Origin of the sequence: Mesorhizobium loti (assembly GCF_003148495.1) — a bacterium.
Classification (GTDB): domain Bacteria; phylum Pseudomonadota; class Alphaproteobacteria; order Rhizobiales; family Rhizobiaceae; genus Mesorhizobium; species Mesorhizobium loti.
On sequence record NZ_QGGH01000021.1, the window covers coordinates 1 to 18317 of the forward strand.

The 18317-nt window shown below is 59.3% G+C and carries 14 protein-coding genes; 6 read left to right on the forward strand and 8 right to left on the reverse strand.

The features are described 5' to 3' along the window. Positions 1 to 43: 43 nt before the first annotated feature. On the reverse strand, positions 44 to 2404 hold the full coding sequence (locus tag C8D77_RS34320; RefSeq protein ID WP_146211862.1) for an AAA family ATPase: 2361 nt from the start codon (positions 2402 to 2404) through the stop codon (positions 44 to 46). Positions 2405 to 2432: 28 nt separating this feature from the next. Here C8D77_RS34320 and C8D77_RS34325 point away from each other — a divergent pair, with 28 nt between their 5' ends. From C8D77_RS34325 to C8D77_RS34345, 5 genes are all read left to right on the forward strand, one after another. After that, positions 2433 to 3806 (forward strand): transposase, encoded by a 1374-nt coding sequence (locus tag C8D77_RS34325; protein ID WP_109672069.1) that lies wholly within the window; start codon positions 2433 to 2435, stop codon positions 3804 to 3806. Between the two features lie 254 nt (positions 3807 to 4060). Continuing rightward, positions 4061 to 4273 (forward strand): DUF3892 domain-containing protein, encoded by a 213-nt coding sequence (locus C8D77_RS34330; RefSeq protein WP_109671962.1) that lies wholly within the window; start codon positions 4061 to 4063, stop codon positions 4271 to 4273. Between the two features lie 219 nt (positions 4274 to 4492). Next, a complete protein-coding gene (locus C8D77_RS34335; RefSeq protein WP_109671965.1) occupies positions 4493 to 5383 on the forward strand; it encodes a sce7726 family protein in 891 nt (296 codons plus the stop codon). Positions 5384 to 5390: 7 nt separating this feature from the next. Next, the gene (locus C8D77_RS34340) at positions 5391 to 6332 is read left to right on the forward strand and encodes a sce7725 family protein (protein ID WP_109671968.1); all 942 of its coding nucleotides are present in this window, start codon (positions 5391 to 5393) and stop codon (positions 6330 to 6332) included. A 5-nt stretch (positions 6333 to 6337) separates the two neighbouring features. Then, complete coding sequence (locus tag C8D77_RS34345; RefSeq protein WP_109671970.1) at positions 6338 to 7360, forward strand: RES family NAD+ phosphorylase; 1023 nt, start codon at positions 6338 to 6340, stop codon at positions 7358 to 7360. Between the two features lie 202 nt (positions 7361 to 7562). Here the strand turns inward: C8D77_RS34345 and C8D77_RS34350 are convergent, their stop codons facing one another. Continuing rightward, positions 7563 to 8678 (reverse strand): hypothetical protein, encoded by a 1116-nt coding sequence (locus tag C8D77_RS34350; protein ID WP_146211863.1) that lies wholly within the window; start codon positions 8676 to 8678, stop codon positions 7563 to 7565. Between the two features lie 352 nt (positions 8679 to 9030). Here C8D77_RS34350 and C8D77_RS34355 point away from each other — a divergent pair, with 352 nt between their 5' ends. Further along, positions 9031 to 11238: a KAP family P-loop NTPase fold protein gene (locus C8D77_RS34355; protein WP_109671976.1), complete on the forward strand. Its 2208-nt coding sequence runs from the start codon at positions 9031 to 9033 to the stop codon at positions 11236 to 11238. A 14-nt stretch (positions 11239 to 11252) separates the two neighbouring features. On the opposite strand, the gene C8D77_RS34360 is transcribed toward C8D77_RS34355, so the two are convergent. The 6 genes from C8D77_RS34360 to rlxS all read right to left on the reverse strand — a co-directional run bounded on the left by C8D77_RS34360 (position 11253) and on the right by rlxS (position 18268). After that, positions 11253 to 12065 carry a ComEC/Rec2 family competence protein gene (locus tag C8D77_RS34360; RefSeq protein ID WP_109671979.1) on the reverse strand — a complete coding sequence of 271 codons (813 nt, stop codon included), beginning with the start codon at positions 12063 to 12065 and terminating at the stop codon, positions 11253 to 11255. Further along, a complete protein-coding gene (locus C8D77_RS34365; protein ID WP_109671981.1) occupies positions 12066 to 12902 on the reverse strand; it encodes a hypothetical protein in 837 nt (278 codons plus the stop codon). 3 nt (positions 12903 to 12905) lie between these two features. Beyond that, on the reverse strand, positions 12906 to 13985 hold the full coding sequence (locus tag C8D77_RS34370) for a ComEC/Rec2 family competence protein (RefSeq protein ID WP_109671984.1): 1080 nt from the start codon (positions 13983 to 13985) through the stop codon (positions 12906 to 12908). Between the two features lie 451 nt (positions 13986 to 14436). Next, on the reverse strand, positions 14437 to 15138 hold the full coding sequence (gene scpB, locus C8D77_RS34375; protein WP_109671987.1) for an SMC-Scp complex subunit ScpB: 702 nt from the start codon (positions 15136 to 15138) through the stop codon (positions 14437 to 14439). A gap of 2 nt (positions 15139 to 15140) precedes the next feature. Beyond that, positions 15141 to 16088: a DUF1403 family protein gene (locus tag C8D77_RS34380; protein WP_109671989.1), complete on the reverse strand. Its 948-nt coding sequence runs from the start codon at positions 16086 to 16088 to the stop codon at positions 15141 to 15143. Positions 16089 to 16297: 209 nt separating this feature from the next. Further along, positions 16298 to 18268 carry a relaxase/mobilization nuclease RlxS gene (gene rlxS, locus C8D77_RS34385; RefSeq protein ID WP_027056361.1) on the reverse strand — a complete coding sequence of 657 codons (1971 nt, stop codon included), beginning with the start codon at positions 18266 to 18268 and terminating at the stop codon, positions 16298 to 16300. Positions 18269 to 18317 lie beyond the last annotated feature (49 nt).

Below are 18317 nucleotides of genomic sequence, written 5' to 3' on the forward strand. Positions count from 1 at the left end.
CTGTCCGGGATTTAGCGGAATCGCTGTCCGCGAATTACTGAAATCACTGTCCGGGATTTAGCGAAAAGGGTGTCCGGGAATTACCGAAACACGCAAGCATCTGGTCGCGAATTCCTTTGGCATCAAGTGATTGGTCGAGCCCATCTCCAATCCGTTCAAAGAGAAAAAGACCCTGTTCGCGAGTGGCGCTTTCAGGGTGGTCTTGGAGGAAGATTTTGCGCTGCTGTTCGACCAATGCTTTCACACGATGACGCAATCGTTCCTCTTCCGCCGCGCGGCGCTTACGGTTCAGTCCTTTGAAGAGCGCCTTCATTCGATCTAGAAAGACGACGATGCTAGCTTCGAGCGCTTGATCCGCTTTCGAGGTCTCGCACAAGGCGACAATAGCGCGAGCGAGACCAATCTTATCGATATGGCTAGCATGAGACTCGGCCGCCACCTTCAGTGCGTCATAGATGCCGACCTGCTTGTTCAAGTGAGGTACGACTTCGGCGGGGGTCAACGTGATCGTCCCACCCTCGCGGAATTCAGCAACCTCTCTAAAATAGATATTTGCGGCAGCGACGGCGAGTTCGATAGGTAGGAGATCCTCCGGTTCTGTCATGGCATAGCTTGGATCCTGGACTATCCCGAAATCAGCGAACTGCATCACGTACTCGGGATTGAGGAGACGGCGGACTTTCTTATCATTCCTGCGTAGTTTTTCGGCGGCCTCATTGCCGCTTTTGTCGGAGTCGAGCAGAATGATTACTGCTGGCGCGTCGCTGTCGCGACCCCGGATCAGATAGAGCATGTATGGGACATGGCTGGCTGAGCCGCACGGCACCAAAACGGTCCGGTTGAGATCTAGCAACTCGCTCTCGCTCGCTGCGCCGCGGCGCTGGATCGCTCGTGAAAGGCCTGCGAGCAGGACCTGGTCAGCGGTCCCTTCGACCAGAAGATTGCAGGCGCCGATAAAAGCCGTTTCGCCTACATAAGAACCGAAGGCCGAGCGGAGAGGCTCGTAGTGATTCTGCGAGGCGTCTTTAATTACGCGAGTACCATCTGAACCCTTGCCCTTCTGAAGCACGCGAATGCGCTCGGCACGATTCTTGTCGAGCAGAAAGGGCGAGTGGGTCACATAGACGACTTGGACCGGCCGCGCATCTCCGTCAGGCTCTGCAAAGCCGCGAAAGATTTTGAGCAGATCTTGCTGGGCCTCGGCCGAGAGGTAGGCATCGGGTTCGTCCATAAGCAGGATTTCAGGTCGATCAGGATCGGGCTCGTGCGTTTGCGACTGGATGAAATAAGAGAGGAAGTATTTGAGTCCTGCGCTGCGCTCGTCGAACGTATATTGAGTTCCGGTCCGATCTCGGATTGTAAAGACGAGATCGGACTCGAGTGCAGTAACACGAAGTTGGAAGTCGCGATCTTGGACCCAATATTTTGGGAAATTGAGTCGTTTTTCCAATTGCTGATTGATGCTGTCGACCAACGCCGTCACGTGTCCATTCTCTCCTGCATCGATAAACTGCCCCAGCTCGACTAGGCGCTCAGGCTCAACATTGGCAAGGTGCAGCAATAGCTTACGCGCAAGCGTGTAGGATTTTCTGAGCTCACCCTGTGTGGCAGGGCTTTCATCCATCTCGGAAATAATTGGGCTGAGCTTAGGCGCGAGGCCTGGCAAGTCCTTCGCAAATCGCGTTTGGTCGGTAGAATAGATACCACGAAGGATGTCGGCGACCTGTAGTGAGAGCCTCCGGTTTTGCCGGTCACGCAAAACGCCACTTTGTCCAGAGATAAGTTCAGAAGTCGGTAGCGCACCAGGTAGCGCGACGTTTGATTGGATCGTGAAGACTCGCGGTAGCACGGACTTGCCGAAGTCGCGTGCCGCAGCACCGAGGAGCTCCTCACGATGAAAGATGCCCGTTGACGTCCAGAAGTATAGCTCGAGCTTGTCAGGACCTTGGCGGAACATCAGGAAAGACTGGAAGCTCTCAGGCGCGCCTGCTACCTCGGAACGGATCTTGCCGACTTCGTCCTCTGTCACGTCACTCCAAGCGATACCAAGATGAGGCCAAAAGTCGTTCCCTCTCTCGACATTGAAGAAGTCGCAATATCGGCACAGATCCTGGTGCTTGAAATCCTCTCCGCTAATAGCCTTGCTGATCGCGCCCAATAAGTGACTTTTTCCAGATTCGTTGGCGCCGACAATAGTAGTGATGCGAGCGTCGATCGGAACTTCTATGTAGGGGTACCACGACTCTCCGATCATTTCCCACGGGCGGGGTTCAGCGTCGCGATGCGCCTTGCGGTGATGATCGTAGTTGAAGGATTTATAAAAACGCGCGTAGACTTTGTTGATTTTCACGACAGATTGTGTTGAAAAAGTCGGCGTTGCTGTGAGCTTGAAGTCCTGATTCACTGGTTTGAGTGAATCGGAGGCGCTGCCGATGATGGGCGAACAGACGAACGTTCAGGATGCTCTGTTCTACGAGTTCAACCTCGAGCGCCATGTGCCGGCCAGTCACCTGTTGCGGTCGATAGACAGGTTCGTTGATCTGTCCGGCCTGCGCGCGCATCTGAAGCCATTCTACAGCGAATTGGGCCGCCCCTCGGTCGATCCCGAATTGATGATCCGGATGCTGCTGGTGGGCTATTGCTTCGGCATCCGCTCGGAACGGCGGCTGTGCGAGGAGGTCCACCTCAATCTCGCATATCGCTGGTTCTGCCGGCTCGGGCTGGAAGGCGATGTGCCCGACCATTCGACCTTCTCGAAGAACCGCCACGGCAGGTTCCGCGATAGCGGCCTTCTGCGCGAATTGTTCGAGACGACGGTGCGCCGTTGCATTGCGGAGCGACTGGTAGGCGGCGAGGGTTTTGCCGTCGACGCCAGTTTGATCCGTGCGGACGCGCATCGTCAGAACGGCGTGAAGGCGAAGGAAGAGCTTGACCCATCCGCCAAGCGGGCCGTGGCCGAGTATCTCGCTGTCCTGGACGATGCGGCGTTCGGCGCGGCCACGCCGGTTGAACCGAAGTTCATCTCGCCTGTCGATCCGGCCGCGCGCTGGACGGCTTCCTGGGGCGGCCCGGCCGTCTATGCCTATTGCGCCAACTATCTGATCGACGTGGAGCACGCTGTCATTGTCGATGTGGAACCATCGACTGCGGTGCGCCAGGCCGAGGTCACTGCGGCCAAGAGGATGATCGAACGCTCCCACGACGATCACAATCTGTGGCCCGAGCGGCTGATCGCCGACGCTGGCTATGGCTCGGCCGAGATGCTGGCCTGGCTGGTCCATGAACGCGGCATCGAGCCGCATATCCCTGTCTTCGACAAATCCGAACGCCGGGATGGAACCTTTGAACGGGCGGACTTCGAATATGACCGCGAGCGCGATCTTTACGTCTGTCCCGGCGGCAGGGAATTGCGGCAAAGACAGCGCAACTTCACAAATGAGCGTCCGCCACCGGTCGACGACATCGGCATGGTTCGTTACCGCGCTCGCAAGGCCGACTGCGATGCATGCGCCCTAAAGGCCAGATGCTGCCCGAAGGCGCCGGCCCGCAAAATCCTACGCTCCATCCACGAAGGCGCCCGCGACATGGCCCGGAATATTGCAACGACCGACGCCTACGTCGTCTCCCGACGACAACGTAAGAAGGTCGAGATGCTGTTTGCACACCTCAAGCGCATCTTGAGACTGGACCGCTTGCGCTTGCGCGGACCGAACGGCGCAAAAGACGAATTCCATCTCGCCGCCGCAGCCCAAAACCTTCGCAAACTCGCAAAACTGATACCGATGCCAGAGCCGATGCCGGTCTAACGGCCGAGCGCCCACATTCAGCTCAAAGATCCGAAAGTCGCCCCGATCAGAACATCGACTTCTTCAACACAATCGGCATAAAACGACCATACCAGCCGTCTCGGCTCTGGGGTGCATTGCACCGTTGCAGCCAGGGCCAGAAGCGGAAAGTCTGCAATTCGTCCGAGTGAGTGGTACACAGACATGAGCGCTCAACTAGCGGCTCGAATTTCAGCCTGGGAACGTCTAATGTAGCAGGTGATCGGAGACGAGACATGACAAAGATCAAAGGCAAGAATGATGGCCCCGGGGGCCGGAACGAACATTACGACATCGGCAATCGAAAAGATGTTCCTCGAAGAAGCGTCGTGGCCGAAATTAAGCGTGGCGAACACGAAGGCGCACACGTCGTGAAAATTAACGGCCGGGAATATGCGCGGGACAATCCTGATAATTCGAAGAAGGATAATGTTAATCGAGGAAAGTGACCACATTTCGCCTTTGGGCCGGCAGAAGACCGTCGGCTTTCGGGCAACCGATCTGCCAAAGCAGGAGCGCAGGTTAGCGACCCAGCCCAATCAAGAGCGCCCCACTAACGCTCTCACCAGCTTTTCACGTCGCTCATGGCAAGCCCCGATTCCATGTCGGAACGTTTTGCGATAAAAGGGCCTCGCGTCTGCACGACGCGATTTGCGGTTCTAGGGGAAATGAATATCTACAGCGCAGCGCAACTTTCTGTTTTGACTCGGCTGTTCTCCGCAACCGTTTTCCGCGAAATGGCGAAGAATGGCCGATCCGGCTTGTTCCGTCGGCTGCTCGAGCAGACCGATTTGCGCGAGCACGCGGGCACGCGCGCGACTGTCGGCGACATCTTCGACTTCGCGTTCGAGATTCTGAAGGTCGCAGGACACCGCGACGAGTACATCTATCGCGCGGCGATTAGCCACAAAGTGCTGTTGGGCACGCACTCGCTGCGTACTGCCTCGATGCTCAACGAATTCCGGGCTGGCAACTGCAAGGCGGACCTCGTCATCCTGAATGGCACGGCAACCGTCTATGAGATCAAGTCCGAGCGGGATACGCTCGCGCGACTCGCCAACCAGATTGACAATTACAAGCGCGTCTTCGCCAAGGTGAACGTGATCGCGAGCGAACGCCATGTCGAAGGCGTGCTGGCCACGGTTCCGGACGATGTCGGCGTAATGTGCCTGTCGAAGCGCTATCAGATTACAACCGTGCGCGACGCGATCGACTGCCCGGCGCGTATCTGCCCGGTCACCGTCTTTGAATCGCTGCGCACGGGCGAGGCTACGGCGATCCTCAAAGCGATGGGCGTGACCGTGCCGCAGGTCCCGAACACGCTGCGGCACGCCGTGATGCGCGATCTCTTCGCCGACCTCGATCCGGCGACCCTGCACGTCGAGATGGTGCGGACACTTAAGCGGACGCGTGATCTGGCACCGCTTGGCGAACTCATCGACCATCTGCCGGCGTCCTTGCAAGCGGCCGCCCTGTCGGTGTCGGTGCGGCGCGTCGACCATCCGCGACTGGTCGACGCCGTCGCGACGCCGCTGCCCGCGGCCATGACCTGGAACTGACAAGCGCATGTATCACCCATATTTTCGCGGCAAGCAGTTCGAACTTCTGACCATTCGGGAAACCGCCAAACTGATGGCGGAGCAGAATTTTGTGCCAGTCATCGAGCCCGTGAAGGAGTCGCTGGGCGGCCTTGAAAAGGCGCTGAAGGCGATTTGCGATGCAGAGGGCAAGGCGATCGTCATCGTAAACCCGTACCATGGCGACCATCAGGAGAACGGAACCGGGATTTCGCAGCTTCTGCAGCAGGGCCTGTTCGGAGGCGCGATCTCGGCGGGGATTCTGCTACGCGGCAACATAAACCTCGCCGATGCGGTCACATGTCACCAAGCCCATCTCGGCCATAATCCGACCTTCATCCACGCCGGATTTACCGAGCAGAAGGGCCTTGCCGGCTACTTGCACGACGCGCTGCCGCAGACACGGCATGTCTTCATCGCGGACCATGCCAATACGCTTTACCGCAAGCACTTCGAGGGCAGCACCCGCATCCTTATTCGCGACGGGTTCAAGCCGCGCAAGAACGCCGAGTTCGCCAAGATCCCTGTCGAGGAATTTTCCGAACTCCATCTCACCTTCCAGAGTGATCTTGGAATGAACGGCTTCGGCGATTTCCTGATGGTCGGCGACGTCTATTCCGAAGGGGGCGGCCCCGCCTACGCCGTCGCGATACACCTGACCTTCATCGACCCCGATGCCGACGAGGTCATGTACATCTATCACTTCGTCTCGACCACGAACGACACGCCGACGGACCCCGCAGGCAAGTTCGGTCAGGCACTGCAGAAGCTCATGGTCAAGCTCAACTCCGGAACGTCAAAGCTTCTGGAAACAAGCGCGATCAAAGAGTTTCGCGACCTCCACGCTAAGGGGCATTTTCCGGGCCTCGGCTATGTCAAAAAGCTCTCGATGAAGCACCATATCGAGACGCTCGCTGACTATCTTGGCTGAGCCCCATGGCACAGCGGTTCTGCTGCCCGGAGTGCTTTGACGATCGCGGTCTGCGCGATCAGCTTTTCCCGTCGCTCGACCCGGGTCGTGGCACCTGTGATTTCTGTGGGACCGCTGACACCCAGCTCCTCGAACCAGGCAAGCTAGCCAATTATTTCGAGCTGCTGGCCAACGTCTACGAGCCGAGTGACCACGGGAAATCGCTGGTCGAATGGATGAAGGACGATTGGCAGCTCTTCAGCCATTCGCGCATGGACATCGCACACGCCAAGGAATTGCTCGGCGAGATCCTCAATGATGGTGAGATCGTGCGGCGTGGCTTCGCCCCGTCGGCGAGCTATATCAGCGAAGGCCTAGCGCAGTGGGATAAGCTACGCGACGAGATGATGTATGCCAATCGCTGGTTTCTCGACGTCGCCATCGATTTGGACCGTCTCCGCCAGCTGCTCGACATGCTGTTGGCGCCGCCCTTGCCCCGGCTATGGTATCGCGCGCGAATTCGCACAGAGGATGAGGCGTTCCCGATTGAAAAGATGGGCGCACCGCCGAAGCGACGATCGTCACATGGCCGGGCCAATCCGGCCGGCATCCCCTATCTCTATCTGGGGTCGCTTCCCGGTACAGCTGCGGCTGAGATTAGGCCCCATACCGGCGAGGTTGCTTGCGTTGCGGATTTCATCATTCCCGAGATCAAGGCCGTGGACCTGCGCAATCCGCGCAAGCTCGTGTCACCGTTCATCCTGACCGACGCGAGCGAGATCGGCCAGTTGCGCGCCGACTTGCCGTTCCTTGAACGCCTGGGTGAGGAATTGACGCGGCCGGTGCAGCCGGCCGGCGCGGCGATCGACTATATTCCGAGCCAGTATCTATGCGAGTTCATCAAAAAGAGCGGCTTCGATGGCGTGGTCTATCGCAGCTCGGTCAGTGATGGCATCAATCTCGCCCTATTCACTCCCACCCAGGCTATTGGGGGAACGGTGGCGCTTTACAACGTGTCCAAGGTATCGGTCGAAGTGGCCGCCGCCTAATATTGGAAGTCCCGCGAACGGTAGCTTCCAGAACCTGCGGGCTGATTGTTGATTGTCCGCGATTAAGCGCGTTGTGGCCGCCCCAAGCATCGCGCGGCGAAGGGTGGTGCCGAGCCCGTAGTGGCAGATGCTGTGTGGACAATGAACTCAGGGACGCGCAGAAACGGACATAAAAGACCTCACATATGTGTTCGCATCAATTCTACCCGCTTGCCTCGCCCCCTCTGCGAATCTTCAGGGAAATCATATCTTTGTCCGTGATGTGCGTCATGGCTGCGTTGTTCCCCGATGCCCTCGCGGACTTGTGCATAAGATCGTTGCAACGTGCATAATGGTGGCGGATCACTTCAAACACATCGTGTTCCCGACTACCGTTCAAGTTTAGCGGGCGGAAGTAGCGGTATAGACCTGCCTCTTTTTGGGTCGGGACCACCCAGCCAAAGCGCTCTTTAAACTTGGAGCCGTACGGGCGCTTGTGCACGAGTTCGTTTCGGATCGAGGTTACTTCCTGCATCCATCCTGCCACCGCGAAATTTCCGGGTTTTTGAGGATGCGCGGCGATGTCGCCACCCGCAAACAACAGCTCCAACAAGGCATCTTTCGGCAAAGTTGCCTGCCGGAGTTGCCCGACGAGCCGCGCCATTGAGTCGATCTTTGCATGGTCGAGGCCAATGCGGTGGGCGATAAGCGCACCCAGGTAGTCTCGCGCCGCTCCAAGATGCAAGAAGAACGAGTGGACATGGGCATACAGTGTTTGGGACAACGTGTTTGCGGATCTTTGCCCGTCGACGCGCCCGGCGGCCATATGGTTCACAAGTTGCTCATGGTAGTGTTCTGCAATTTGCTCCACGCTGATGTCCATGCTCCGCAAACTCAGGCTGACGTAACTCGCCAGCGCTTCCACCGGGTGTTGATCGTCTAGGGCTTTCGCAATTTCTTCTTCGGCAGGATGCTTGGCAGATTCGAAAAGCTCTTTGGTGCGCGGGCGCGAGATATTTCCCGCAATGTTCCTCCAGAGCTCTGCCGGACCTTCGGAATGGTTGGCTTTCTCAGGAACAATCGGCGCCCAAGCGGAATGGTATACGCCATCCATCCAACCCAATCGTTGGAATGCAACTGCGCGGAATTTGTTCTGTGTCGTGAGCAATTGAAGCTGGGCCATTGTCAGAGGGCCCGTGGCACACGGCTTATCGTTGACGAAGACGGGTTCAATCCTCCAACCGCCTTCGGCGAGGTTGGCGGCGCGGAAACCGCCTGTGAAATGCAGATAGAAGCCTGTGCCATCCGATTGGCGTGGAAGTTCAATAGTCTCTGTCACAGCCTGCCCCATATGATATCTGGAATTAGGGTCGTGACGACGAACTGCACCCAGCGCCCTAAAGCTTACAGTATCAGCCGCCTTGTTCGCCAACGCTTTGGGCGGTCCGCCCATCTCTACATATCAGCATGCCGGTTTGAGGTTGAAAATAGCTCTTGAAACGTCTTCCTGGATCATCGCTTTGTCCACATCCCGAATCTTATGCCAAGCGCGTTGAGTGCCGGGCTAACGCTTAAAAGATGCAAATGAAAACCGACACAGAGACTGTCGACAAGGGGCGATTCGGAGCCACCGATAGAAGGGCCGCGGGGAAGCGATTTCGCGGATTCGCTGCTGGGGATGAGACCTACATATGAAACGGACCGACCATTCTGTACGAGGTGATCGCGCCCTGAGCGCCGGCGATGACGACAAGCTTGGTTTCCGCGAGGTTGCGAAACGAATTGCGGTATCACTTGTCGATCGAGCCTCGGAGGACGGACTGGTTGTGGGTTTGGAGGGGGCTTGGGGCTCCGGCAAATCCAGCCTGCTCTATCTGGTCGGTGAAGAACTCGAGAATCTGCCACACTCGCGACGGCCGACTGTTATTCATTTCCGGCCCTGGCTGATCGGCAATCGGGATGCCTTGATCAGCAGTCTGTTTACTGAGTTGTCCGACCAGCTGGATCAGGCTGCGCTGGCCGCTGGCGATGCAACAAAAATATCGATCAAAAAGGCCAAGGAGGCCGGCGAAGCCCTTCAAGCGTTCATGTCGGGGTTAAGCAAGGCTGGCGGTTTGGTTGAGTTTGTAGGCGATATCACGGGTGTCGGGCCACTCAAATACGCCGGCACAGGCATTAAGGTCGTGGGAGATGCTGTCGCCGGCAAGAAAGCGCCGCCGCAATTAGCGTCTCTCAAAGACAAGCTGGTTAAATCCCTGCGGGACCTCGGCCATCGCTTCGTGGTGACGATCGATGATATAGATAGATTGGAACCAGCCGAAATCCTTGAAACACTCCGCCTGGTTAAGTCGGTGATCGATCTCCCGAATATGATCTATCTGCTTTGTTATGACAGCGAGGTGCTTGCCCACAGCGTCCAAGAAGCCGCCAGCGTCCAGGACGGGGGTGCATTTCTGGAGAAGATTGTTCAGCTGACGGTCATGGTACCTAAGCCGGAAGCGTTTCAGTTGCGCCAGTGGTTTGCCGAGGAACTTCAGCAGATCGCCTCCGTAAAAGACGATGACGAACGCGAGCGCCTCCGTCAGGTGATAGATTATGAAGGTGGCCGCCGACTGCGCACCCCTCGATCTGTGGTCAGGACTCTGGATGCAATCCGCTTCTTTTGGCCTCCCTTGCGTGACATCCATGCCGATCTCGCCGATCTCGTCTGGCTACAACTGATAAAAGACGGAAACCCGTCCCTTTATCGCTGGATTGAAGCCTATTGTGGATCGGCCGCTGCGCTGTCTCTTGGCACAGCGCGCATCGAAGACGCCGAGAAAAACCTCCAATCAGCCTCGCTGGAAACGGCGGCTGGGAAGTCTGCGTTCGACGATCACATGTATCGACATGTGTTTGCTTCGCAGCTGCCGGGCCTCACACCCAGTTTTGCAAAGGACGATTCTCCATTCCAACTTTTCGAAAAAGTTGATGACCGGAAGAGAGACATCGCGATTCGAAAGCGGCGTTTGGCGAGTCCTGATCACTACAGGCTCTATTTTGCCATGGCGAGCCCGTCACACGCCCTTACACAAGCCGACTTCGATGCGATGTGGCGAGCGCTGGCATCCGGTCCGGAGGAGGCCTCTGCGTTGCTGCTGGCGCTGCATGCTCAAAAGGCTACGGGATTGCTCAGCAAATGCGATCTGATGGTCGAGCGGATCAAGGGCGGGGCTTATGAGATATTGGATGTCCCGCAGTCTCGCAACCTACTCCTGGCCCTCGGCAACAGCATGGACGAAGCTTTCCGGCTGCGCCCTTTTGATGGATTTGCTTTCAATTCCCTGTGGGACAGGACTCTTCCCCTCATCCGTCTCGTTTCCACTCGTCTCAAGCCAGCTGTGCGTGATCGTACAACTAACGAGATGTTTGAATCCGGCAGAGCGATTGGCTGGCTCACTTTCGTCTTCAGACGCGAGGTTTTCGCACACGGGCGGTATGGCGATCAGGATCGTCCCGCCGGCGATTGGCTGCTGGTTAGCGAGCGGCAGCTGGATGCGGCAACGCGCATCATGCTCAAGCGGTACAAAGCGATGGCCGTCGACGAAATCCTACAATCGCGCAGCCCATTAAGTCTGCTTTACGCTTGGCTTCAGGCGGGTGATGCAAAAGGACCGCGCAGAAAACTGGCTGCTCACATCAAATCGAATGAAGGGCTGTTACAGGTCCTCAAAGGGCTGACATCTCAGATCAACAGCAGTGATCGAGGAACGTTCGATGTGTTGAAGAAACAAGACATCGACCCGTTTATGGACTTCGAAGATGTCACAAGGCGGCTGACAATCCTCGCTTCAAAACCAAAATTCAAAAACAGCGCAACTGAGATGCTAGAGCTCGTCAAAGACGGCGATCGGTACTGAGCTACCGTTGCCACCTAAAACACGTCGACGAGGGCTCCCTGCGGACCGGTCTGAATTCGCACACGGCCATCCTTACGAGTGGTAAGCACGCGTCTGCGTTTACCGTTCAGATCGATGCCGCGGCATCGCTCCCGGTACCAACGCTGCGTCTCTTGGGTGGCGTATTCCTGTCCAGAATCGGATACGACGATAAAATAGGGGAACAGGCCAGTCTCGCGAAATAGGCGATCGCTGCAGCCGTTGCGCCTGCCGTGATGGGAGGCTATCAGAATATCAACCTGGCCCATCGCTGCCCGAAAACTTTGCCGCTGCAGCAGCCTCTCCCATCCCGCAACTTCCATGTCACCGGGAAAGCAGATGCGGATGCCGTGGCTCTCGATGATTGACACCAGGCTCAGGTTATTTTCGTCTTCGAAGTCGGAAGGGTAGTTGTTCCAGAAGCATCGAATCCTGAAATCGCCGTAATCGACATCGCCGCTGAGCGGTCCCGTATAGGTCGTCATCATATTTGCCAGCGTGTCGATGCCCCTGCCAATTCCGCCGATTTTTTTCAATCGGCGAAGGCTGTGCGCCGACACCGAGGGATTTTTGGTCAAGGTGCGTATGTCGACGACCCGCACCAGATTGTGGAGGTCGCTCGCATGATCCTCGTCAAAATTCGATATAATCAGCTTGTCGATATGGCGAATGTTCTTGCCGGGCAGATAGGTGGACGGCCGCCAGTTTGTCGTCGAATTATGACCGGCATCGATTAGGACATGCCGGCCGGTATCCGTGACAATATGCGAGCACTGCCCGTGCTCAACGTCAAAAATCCTGAGATCCATCTAGGCCGCCGTCGTCGATGCGTTGGGCAGCATGCGGCGCAGCCTGATCGTATCGCAGGCGGAAAGTAGCGCGGTCGCGTACTGCACCCCGGCCTCCCAAACCCATTGCCTGGTCACGACAAAGACCCAGATGATGATTGCGGCCGCATTGACGGCCATGGCCGAAAGCACGGCCGGCCCGAGCGGCACGAGCGCGCCGATTGCCATGCGCCAGTCGTGCTTCTGCAACAGATTGAAAAACCCCGGATTGCTGTAGACGATCGCACAGGCCGACGCGGCCAGCGTCAGCCCGCAGATGATGATGCCCACCGGCTTCAGGCCACGCAGGTTGCGGCGGAAGCCGTATTGCGCATTTTCCCGATGAACCATCGAAAAGTCTTTGCCCCGCGCCATCTCCTTGAGCCAGACAATCGCCGAGTCATAGACCGCGTCAGCTCCTGACGGATCGACAGCTTCCTGTTCGGCCGTGGGAAACGCCGGCAAGTCCGGCACCGCCGAGCCCAGGAAGCTGAGGTAGCGCTGGCGCGTGTGCTGATCGAGATGGCTGTCGCGGTGGCGCAGGATGATGGTCGTCGGCCACCCTCCCCATGCCTTCCGCAGACTCGGCTCAATGCGCCGCCCCTTGGTGCGGGCATAGGACCCGAGCGCGTAGAGGAGGCCGCACGAAGTGGCAACCGTCAATAGCGTCGCGCCGATACTGGACAGAAGCAGCCAGGGGAACCAGGCAAAGACCGCCAGCAGCGGCGGAAAGATCGTCAGTAAGCCCGGAAACAGCCGAGCCTGCCGGCCATAGCCGTCGAACATCTGAGCGATATCGGTGGTCAAGGGGATGGCCATAGCCTATTCCTCATACTCTTCGGGATAGGCAGCCGGCGTCGCGGGGCTCCACCCCTCCCGGGACGGAGCATTCCATGCTGTCCGGAAGCTCACCCCTTCCGTCATGTGTAGATTGGCGCCGCGATGGATCATTGCGCGCATCACCACCTTGCGAGGATGGTCTTCGTCTTCCTTGGCGGAGCTGATGACCGCGGTGAAATGACCCTGTTGAGGCTTGCTGTCCACCGGCTCTCCGAGCATCAAATTCAGCAGTTCTGTCGTTAGGTTGCGTCGGCCGCCATGGTGCGGGACCTGGAACCGGTCGACGCCCGGAAGCTGCAGGCCCGCAGAGGGCGCATAGGCGATGACCTCCGCCAGCCCGTCCCGCCCAGTGTCGGCGGTCAGAAGGATCTTCTTACCGCACAGGTTTGCATACTGCACGACGCTCATCTCGTTCTCGTTGCTGGTATCCTCCGCAGGGAACGCCTCGGCGCCCCACGCGGCCCGGATGTAGGCCACCGCGCTTTTGCCTTTTTCCACCAGCGTGGTCAGGAACCCGTCGAAGGCCGACGTTTCGGTCTTGCCTTCCGGAGTCTTGTCGGAGGTGACCACCAGGTCCAGGAACCGGTTACGCGTCGGCGCCATCACGCGGAACGCACCGATCGCGGCCCCCTGGAACGCTTCGCGGATCTCGATGCCCTTCCGCTCTGCGATTTCTTCCAGTGCTGCCAGGTTCGCGTACGCCGAGCGCAGCTTGGAGCGCAGCCGGTCGACGTCATTGTACGTCTCGAACCTGTCGATGATCTCCGCAGCATAGATCCAGGGCCGGTTCATCCACAGCACGCCGACATCGAAGTGCTCGAGTATCTCCACGAGGCCGCGGGCGTGGTCACCGTCATTGTGGGTGGCGACGACGTGGTGGATGAACGTCGGGTTTCCGTAGTGTGCAACGATGTGGTCACGCAACGACTTGCCGGTGTCGACGTAGCCGCCGTCAACGACATGGATATAGGTCGCGCCGTCCTTCTCGTACCGCAGCGCGATCGCGTCTCCGCTCTTCTTGGTTTCAACGCCAAGAAAATCGATCTCAAAATAGTCTGCCATTTTTTTTGGTTTCCTCCCGCCAGTAATTTGCATAATACAAATTTCAACTTCTCCGTCGAAGTGTTGGCGTCAGATGTGAACGCCAATGCTTTCTTACAAGAGAGGAGGCGAAGAAAATTTACGAAAAAGAAACCAGGTTTGGCGGGTCCTCATATCGGGTCGTGAAGCAAGGGATTTTCCCTCGAATTTATTCGACCAGCCGCGCTCGAAGTCCATCGCTGCCGGATCAGCGTATTCCGGCCGAACCTGGCGTCAACCTCATCAATGGCCCATTCACCGCCGACGTCCGTCGCAAGGCGACGTCTGCACCGCGAGTCTGGCCACTGCACAGCCGGCGTTGTTCGACAGGACGATCACCGATCGACCGCTTAACGACCGCGCAAAGGCATGCTCGCAACTGCGGTACACGTCATCGAGTGTCTTTCATGGTCTTAACGCCGCAACGCCCCACTTACGAGATCTGATCTCCAACGAAATCGTCCTCGCCTTCTCTGTTAGCCAAACCGGCAGGAATACCGCCGGCCAGCAGCTTTTCTTTCGACAGCAGCCCTGCGTCCTCCAGCGCCTCGAAATCCGGCAGCTGGCGCAGCGTGTCGAGCCCGAACTGCGACAGGAACGTTTTGGTCGTCACATAGGTGTAGGGCGCGCCGGGCTGCGGCGAACGCGGCCCCGAGGCGATGAGCCCCTGCGCGCGCAGGACGCCGATCACGTCGCGCGACACCTCCTTGCCGAAGAAGCTCGACAGTTCGCCACGGGTGATCGGCTGGAAATAGGCAATGCACATCAGCACGAGCGCCTCCGATTGCGTCAGCTCTTTTGGCCCCGCGCACGCTGCCGTGCCGAAGGCTGCGCGGATGGCGTCGCCAAAAACCTTTTTGGTCCGGTGCTGCCAGCCGCCGGCGACCGCGACCAGCTCATAGGGGCGGCCGGCGAGCTCGGCGCGGATGTCGTCGATGATCAGCTCGATATTGCAGTTTTTTCCCACCACCCGCGCGAGGACACTACGTGTCACCGGTTCGCTGGCCGCAAAAATCACAGCTTCAACGCGGCCCATCCACTCGCGCCAGCGCAGTTCTGGCGGCAGGTGCTCCAGCTCGGTATCCAGCAAAGCTGGCTGACCGTTTGGCTTGCGGCGGGCAGACGCTTCGCTCATCGCTACAACGCAAACAGCCGAAAGGTGGTGCGGCCGGAGAGCTCGCGCACGGCATCCAATTGTTGCAGCCGGTCGAACAGGCGCCGCGACGCAAAGCGGGACAGGTTTTTGGTCGTCAGCGAGCCCGAAACGGCGTCTTCATTGAGCAGCAAAAAAATCACGTCACCGGCGCCCTTGGCGCGCAATTTTGGTGCGATGGCGATGAGTCTTTTGGCACGACGCGACAACTCGGCGGCCAACCGACAAGCGTCGGCGGCGGCCGCAACGAGCGCGATGCAAACCGCCCGCTCAAAATTCTTGTCCCCGGGTCGGATGCGCTTGCCGCCGGCCTCGCCGCGAAAAGCCGGGCCAAAGGCTTGCGCCATCAGCAGCGGCAGCGGTCGCGGCCAGCGCAGGCCTTGCGCCAGCACCAGGTCGGCGAGCCACCAGCCCAAAAGCTCGGCATCGGGCCGCATGGCGACGACGTGAGCGGCGATCGCCGCGGCGGCGAACGGCGCCGGCCGCCCCGAGCGCGCCAGCTCGTCGATGTGTTCACAAAGCGCAGACAGCGCCTCGACATCCCAATGGAGGCCAAGCTGGTCGAGTATCTTGTCGAGCCGGTCGGGCGTAGCGGCGGGTGGCTGCCCGGCCAACTGCCGCCAGGCGCCAAAGATGCTGCCGGCGGGACCGGGATCGGCGCCGGCCGGACGCAGGTGCCAGGCGTCGCGCAAGGCGGCTTCGTCCTCGGCGCGGCCGGCCAGCCGCATGCTGGCGGTGGCACAACGAAGCGCCAGCCGCTGCCGCCAGGCTCCGGCCCAGCTGGCTTGCGCGCGGGCGAGCGTGTCGAGCGCGGCCAGGGCGGCGCCGGCCTGGAAGGCGGCGTCGGCGTCGCTGGGGGCGCCGACGGCGAGCGCCCAGACAGGCACGGCCGGCGGCAGGGCGGGGCTGGTCGCGGGATCGAGGCGAATCATGATGTGGAGGGTAAAACGCCCGTGCGCTTTGCGCCATGGTTTTTGCACCAAAACGCACAGCCTGTCGGAGCAACAAAACGAACGATAATCTTGCATTATCAGCCGTTTAAATCGTCACGATATCCATACCTCTAAGTAAGCCGGCTAACCATGCAGCTCTCGACGGAGCGCGCTTTCTGCTGCGCGGACGAAGATTCCGTGCAGCCATGTCACGAAACACTCGGCCCGCTCCTCTGCCGCCCGATGGTCCATGAAACCCCCTCCCCGCGCATGATCCCGGACACCTCCTTTCCGATGTACCGATCAAGCACCGGCCTCCATGGCACGAGCGTGAACTCGCGCGACTTATCGATCACGGCATATTTGCCGCTGGCAAGCTCGACCGATCGGCGCAGCGTGCCTTCTATTCGTTCTCCAGGCTGCGCTTCGGCATACGAGAGACCGAGCTGATCCGACAGCTGGCCGGCGACACGGTTCAGCTCGCGCTGGCGCAGGATCGAAATCATGTTGGCACGATAGACGACCCGGTCCTGTTCTTCGTGCGCGAGGCCTTGCGCGATCAGCCACTGCCGCCGACGGGCATGCGCCTCCCGCACCTCATGCCCGAAGCCTGAGTTGCGCAACGGCTCCGGTCTCTCGGCAACCAGGTTCCGGTCGAGCCAGGTGGCGCCTTCGAAGCTGACTTGGCGTTCCAGCGGCATTGATGAGAGCTTCTCGACTATCACAGGCTCGACCCTGGCCCGCAGGCGCTCGTATTCCGCGACACGATCGAGATGATCCGGCGCGATGATCCAGGTGCCATTCGGCTCGCGCTCCACGCCGCCGGTGGAGCGCCGGATCGCCTCCAGCCGGCGGATATGCGTCTCGGCAAAGCTTTCGGTGGCGAACGCATCATGCTTGAGGTGCATATCGACGCTGTAACGGCCGCCGTGTGCGGTAGCGATGTCGGCGATTGTACGGTCGACTTGCCTGGGCTTGGTATCCCTCGACGTGACACGCACGATGCAGCCGTCGGGCGTCGGTTCTGTCAACTCGCCTTTGCCGATGTCTATCCAATGGCTTTTGCCGTCAACGCCGTCGACGATGAGGTAATGCCGATCGTTGATTTCGTCGGCGAGCCCGCGCGCGACGAGGCGGCCGACGACCGGTGGGGAGGGCTCTTCACGTCGATCGTGGACAAGGTAATCGGCGGCACTGCGAGCGAGCCCCTTGCCAGTCAGTTCGCGGTGCATGGTCTTGATGATGTCGCCGCGTTCGCCGGTGCGGCGCAGCGTGGCTTCCAGCTCATCATCCAGGCGCCAGCGGACCGGGTCGACCTCCTCGGCTAAGCCCATCCGCTCGAGCTTGCGCAGACGGCCTTGATGCAGCGTCTGGCGAAAGGCGTCGCGGCCGTCCGTAGAAACAAGTCGGTCCTCATCGCGCATGCGCAGCAGCTGCCGGTCGATGCTGGTGAAGCGTTCCTGCTCCATTTCCTGGCGCAAGCGCTGTTCAATCTCGCGGTCGGTGCGGGGACCGAGGTCGAGGCTCACCAGTTCGGCCGCCCGTTCGCGGATGCCGCTCGAAATATACTCCCGCGCGATGACGAGGTTTTCGCCGCGATCATCCTTGCCGCGGACAATGATATGGGTGTGCGGATGGCCGGTGTTGAAATGGTCGACGGCAACCCAGTCGAGCCTGGTGCCGAGATCCTCCTCCATCTGCGCCATGAGCCGCCGCGTCAGCGGCTTGAGGTCGTCATACTCAATGCCGTCTTCCGGTGCGACGATAAAGCGGAATTGATGCCGGTCGCTATCCGCGCGATCGACGAAGGCCTTACTGTCGATGCGATCACTGCCGGGGCCATAGAGTTTGCCGGGTTCGCCTTCCCTGGTGACGCCATCGCGCTGGATGTAGCGCAGATGCGCACGCGCCCCGTCCGCACCCTTGCCGGCCAGCTTCACAATCCGCGCCTTGACCATCACCCGCCGCTGCCGGAAGGCGGCATACCGGTCGCGTGACTTGAGCAGCGCGGCCGCCGCCCCGCCGCGGCCTGTCCGGCTCCCCGTGAAGCGACCGCCGTGCTGGAGGCGGCCGCCGGCTCGGTTGATCGCTGCCTTGACCTGGCCGGCATAGCGCTTGCCTGCATTCGAGCCGCGCGAGCCGATCTTGCCGAGCTTCGGCCTGAACTCATCGTCCTGCATACCAGCCTCCGGGCAAATTCAAGCGAAACCTGAGTCTCGCTGGCCCACC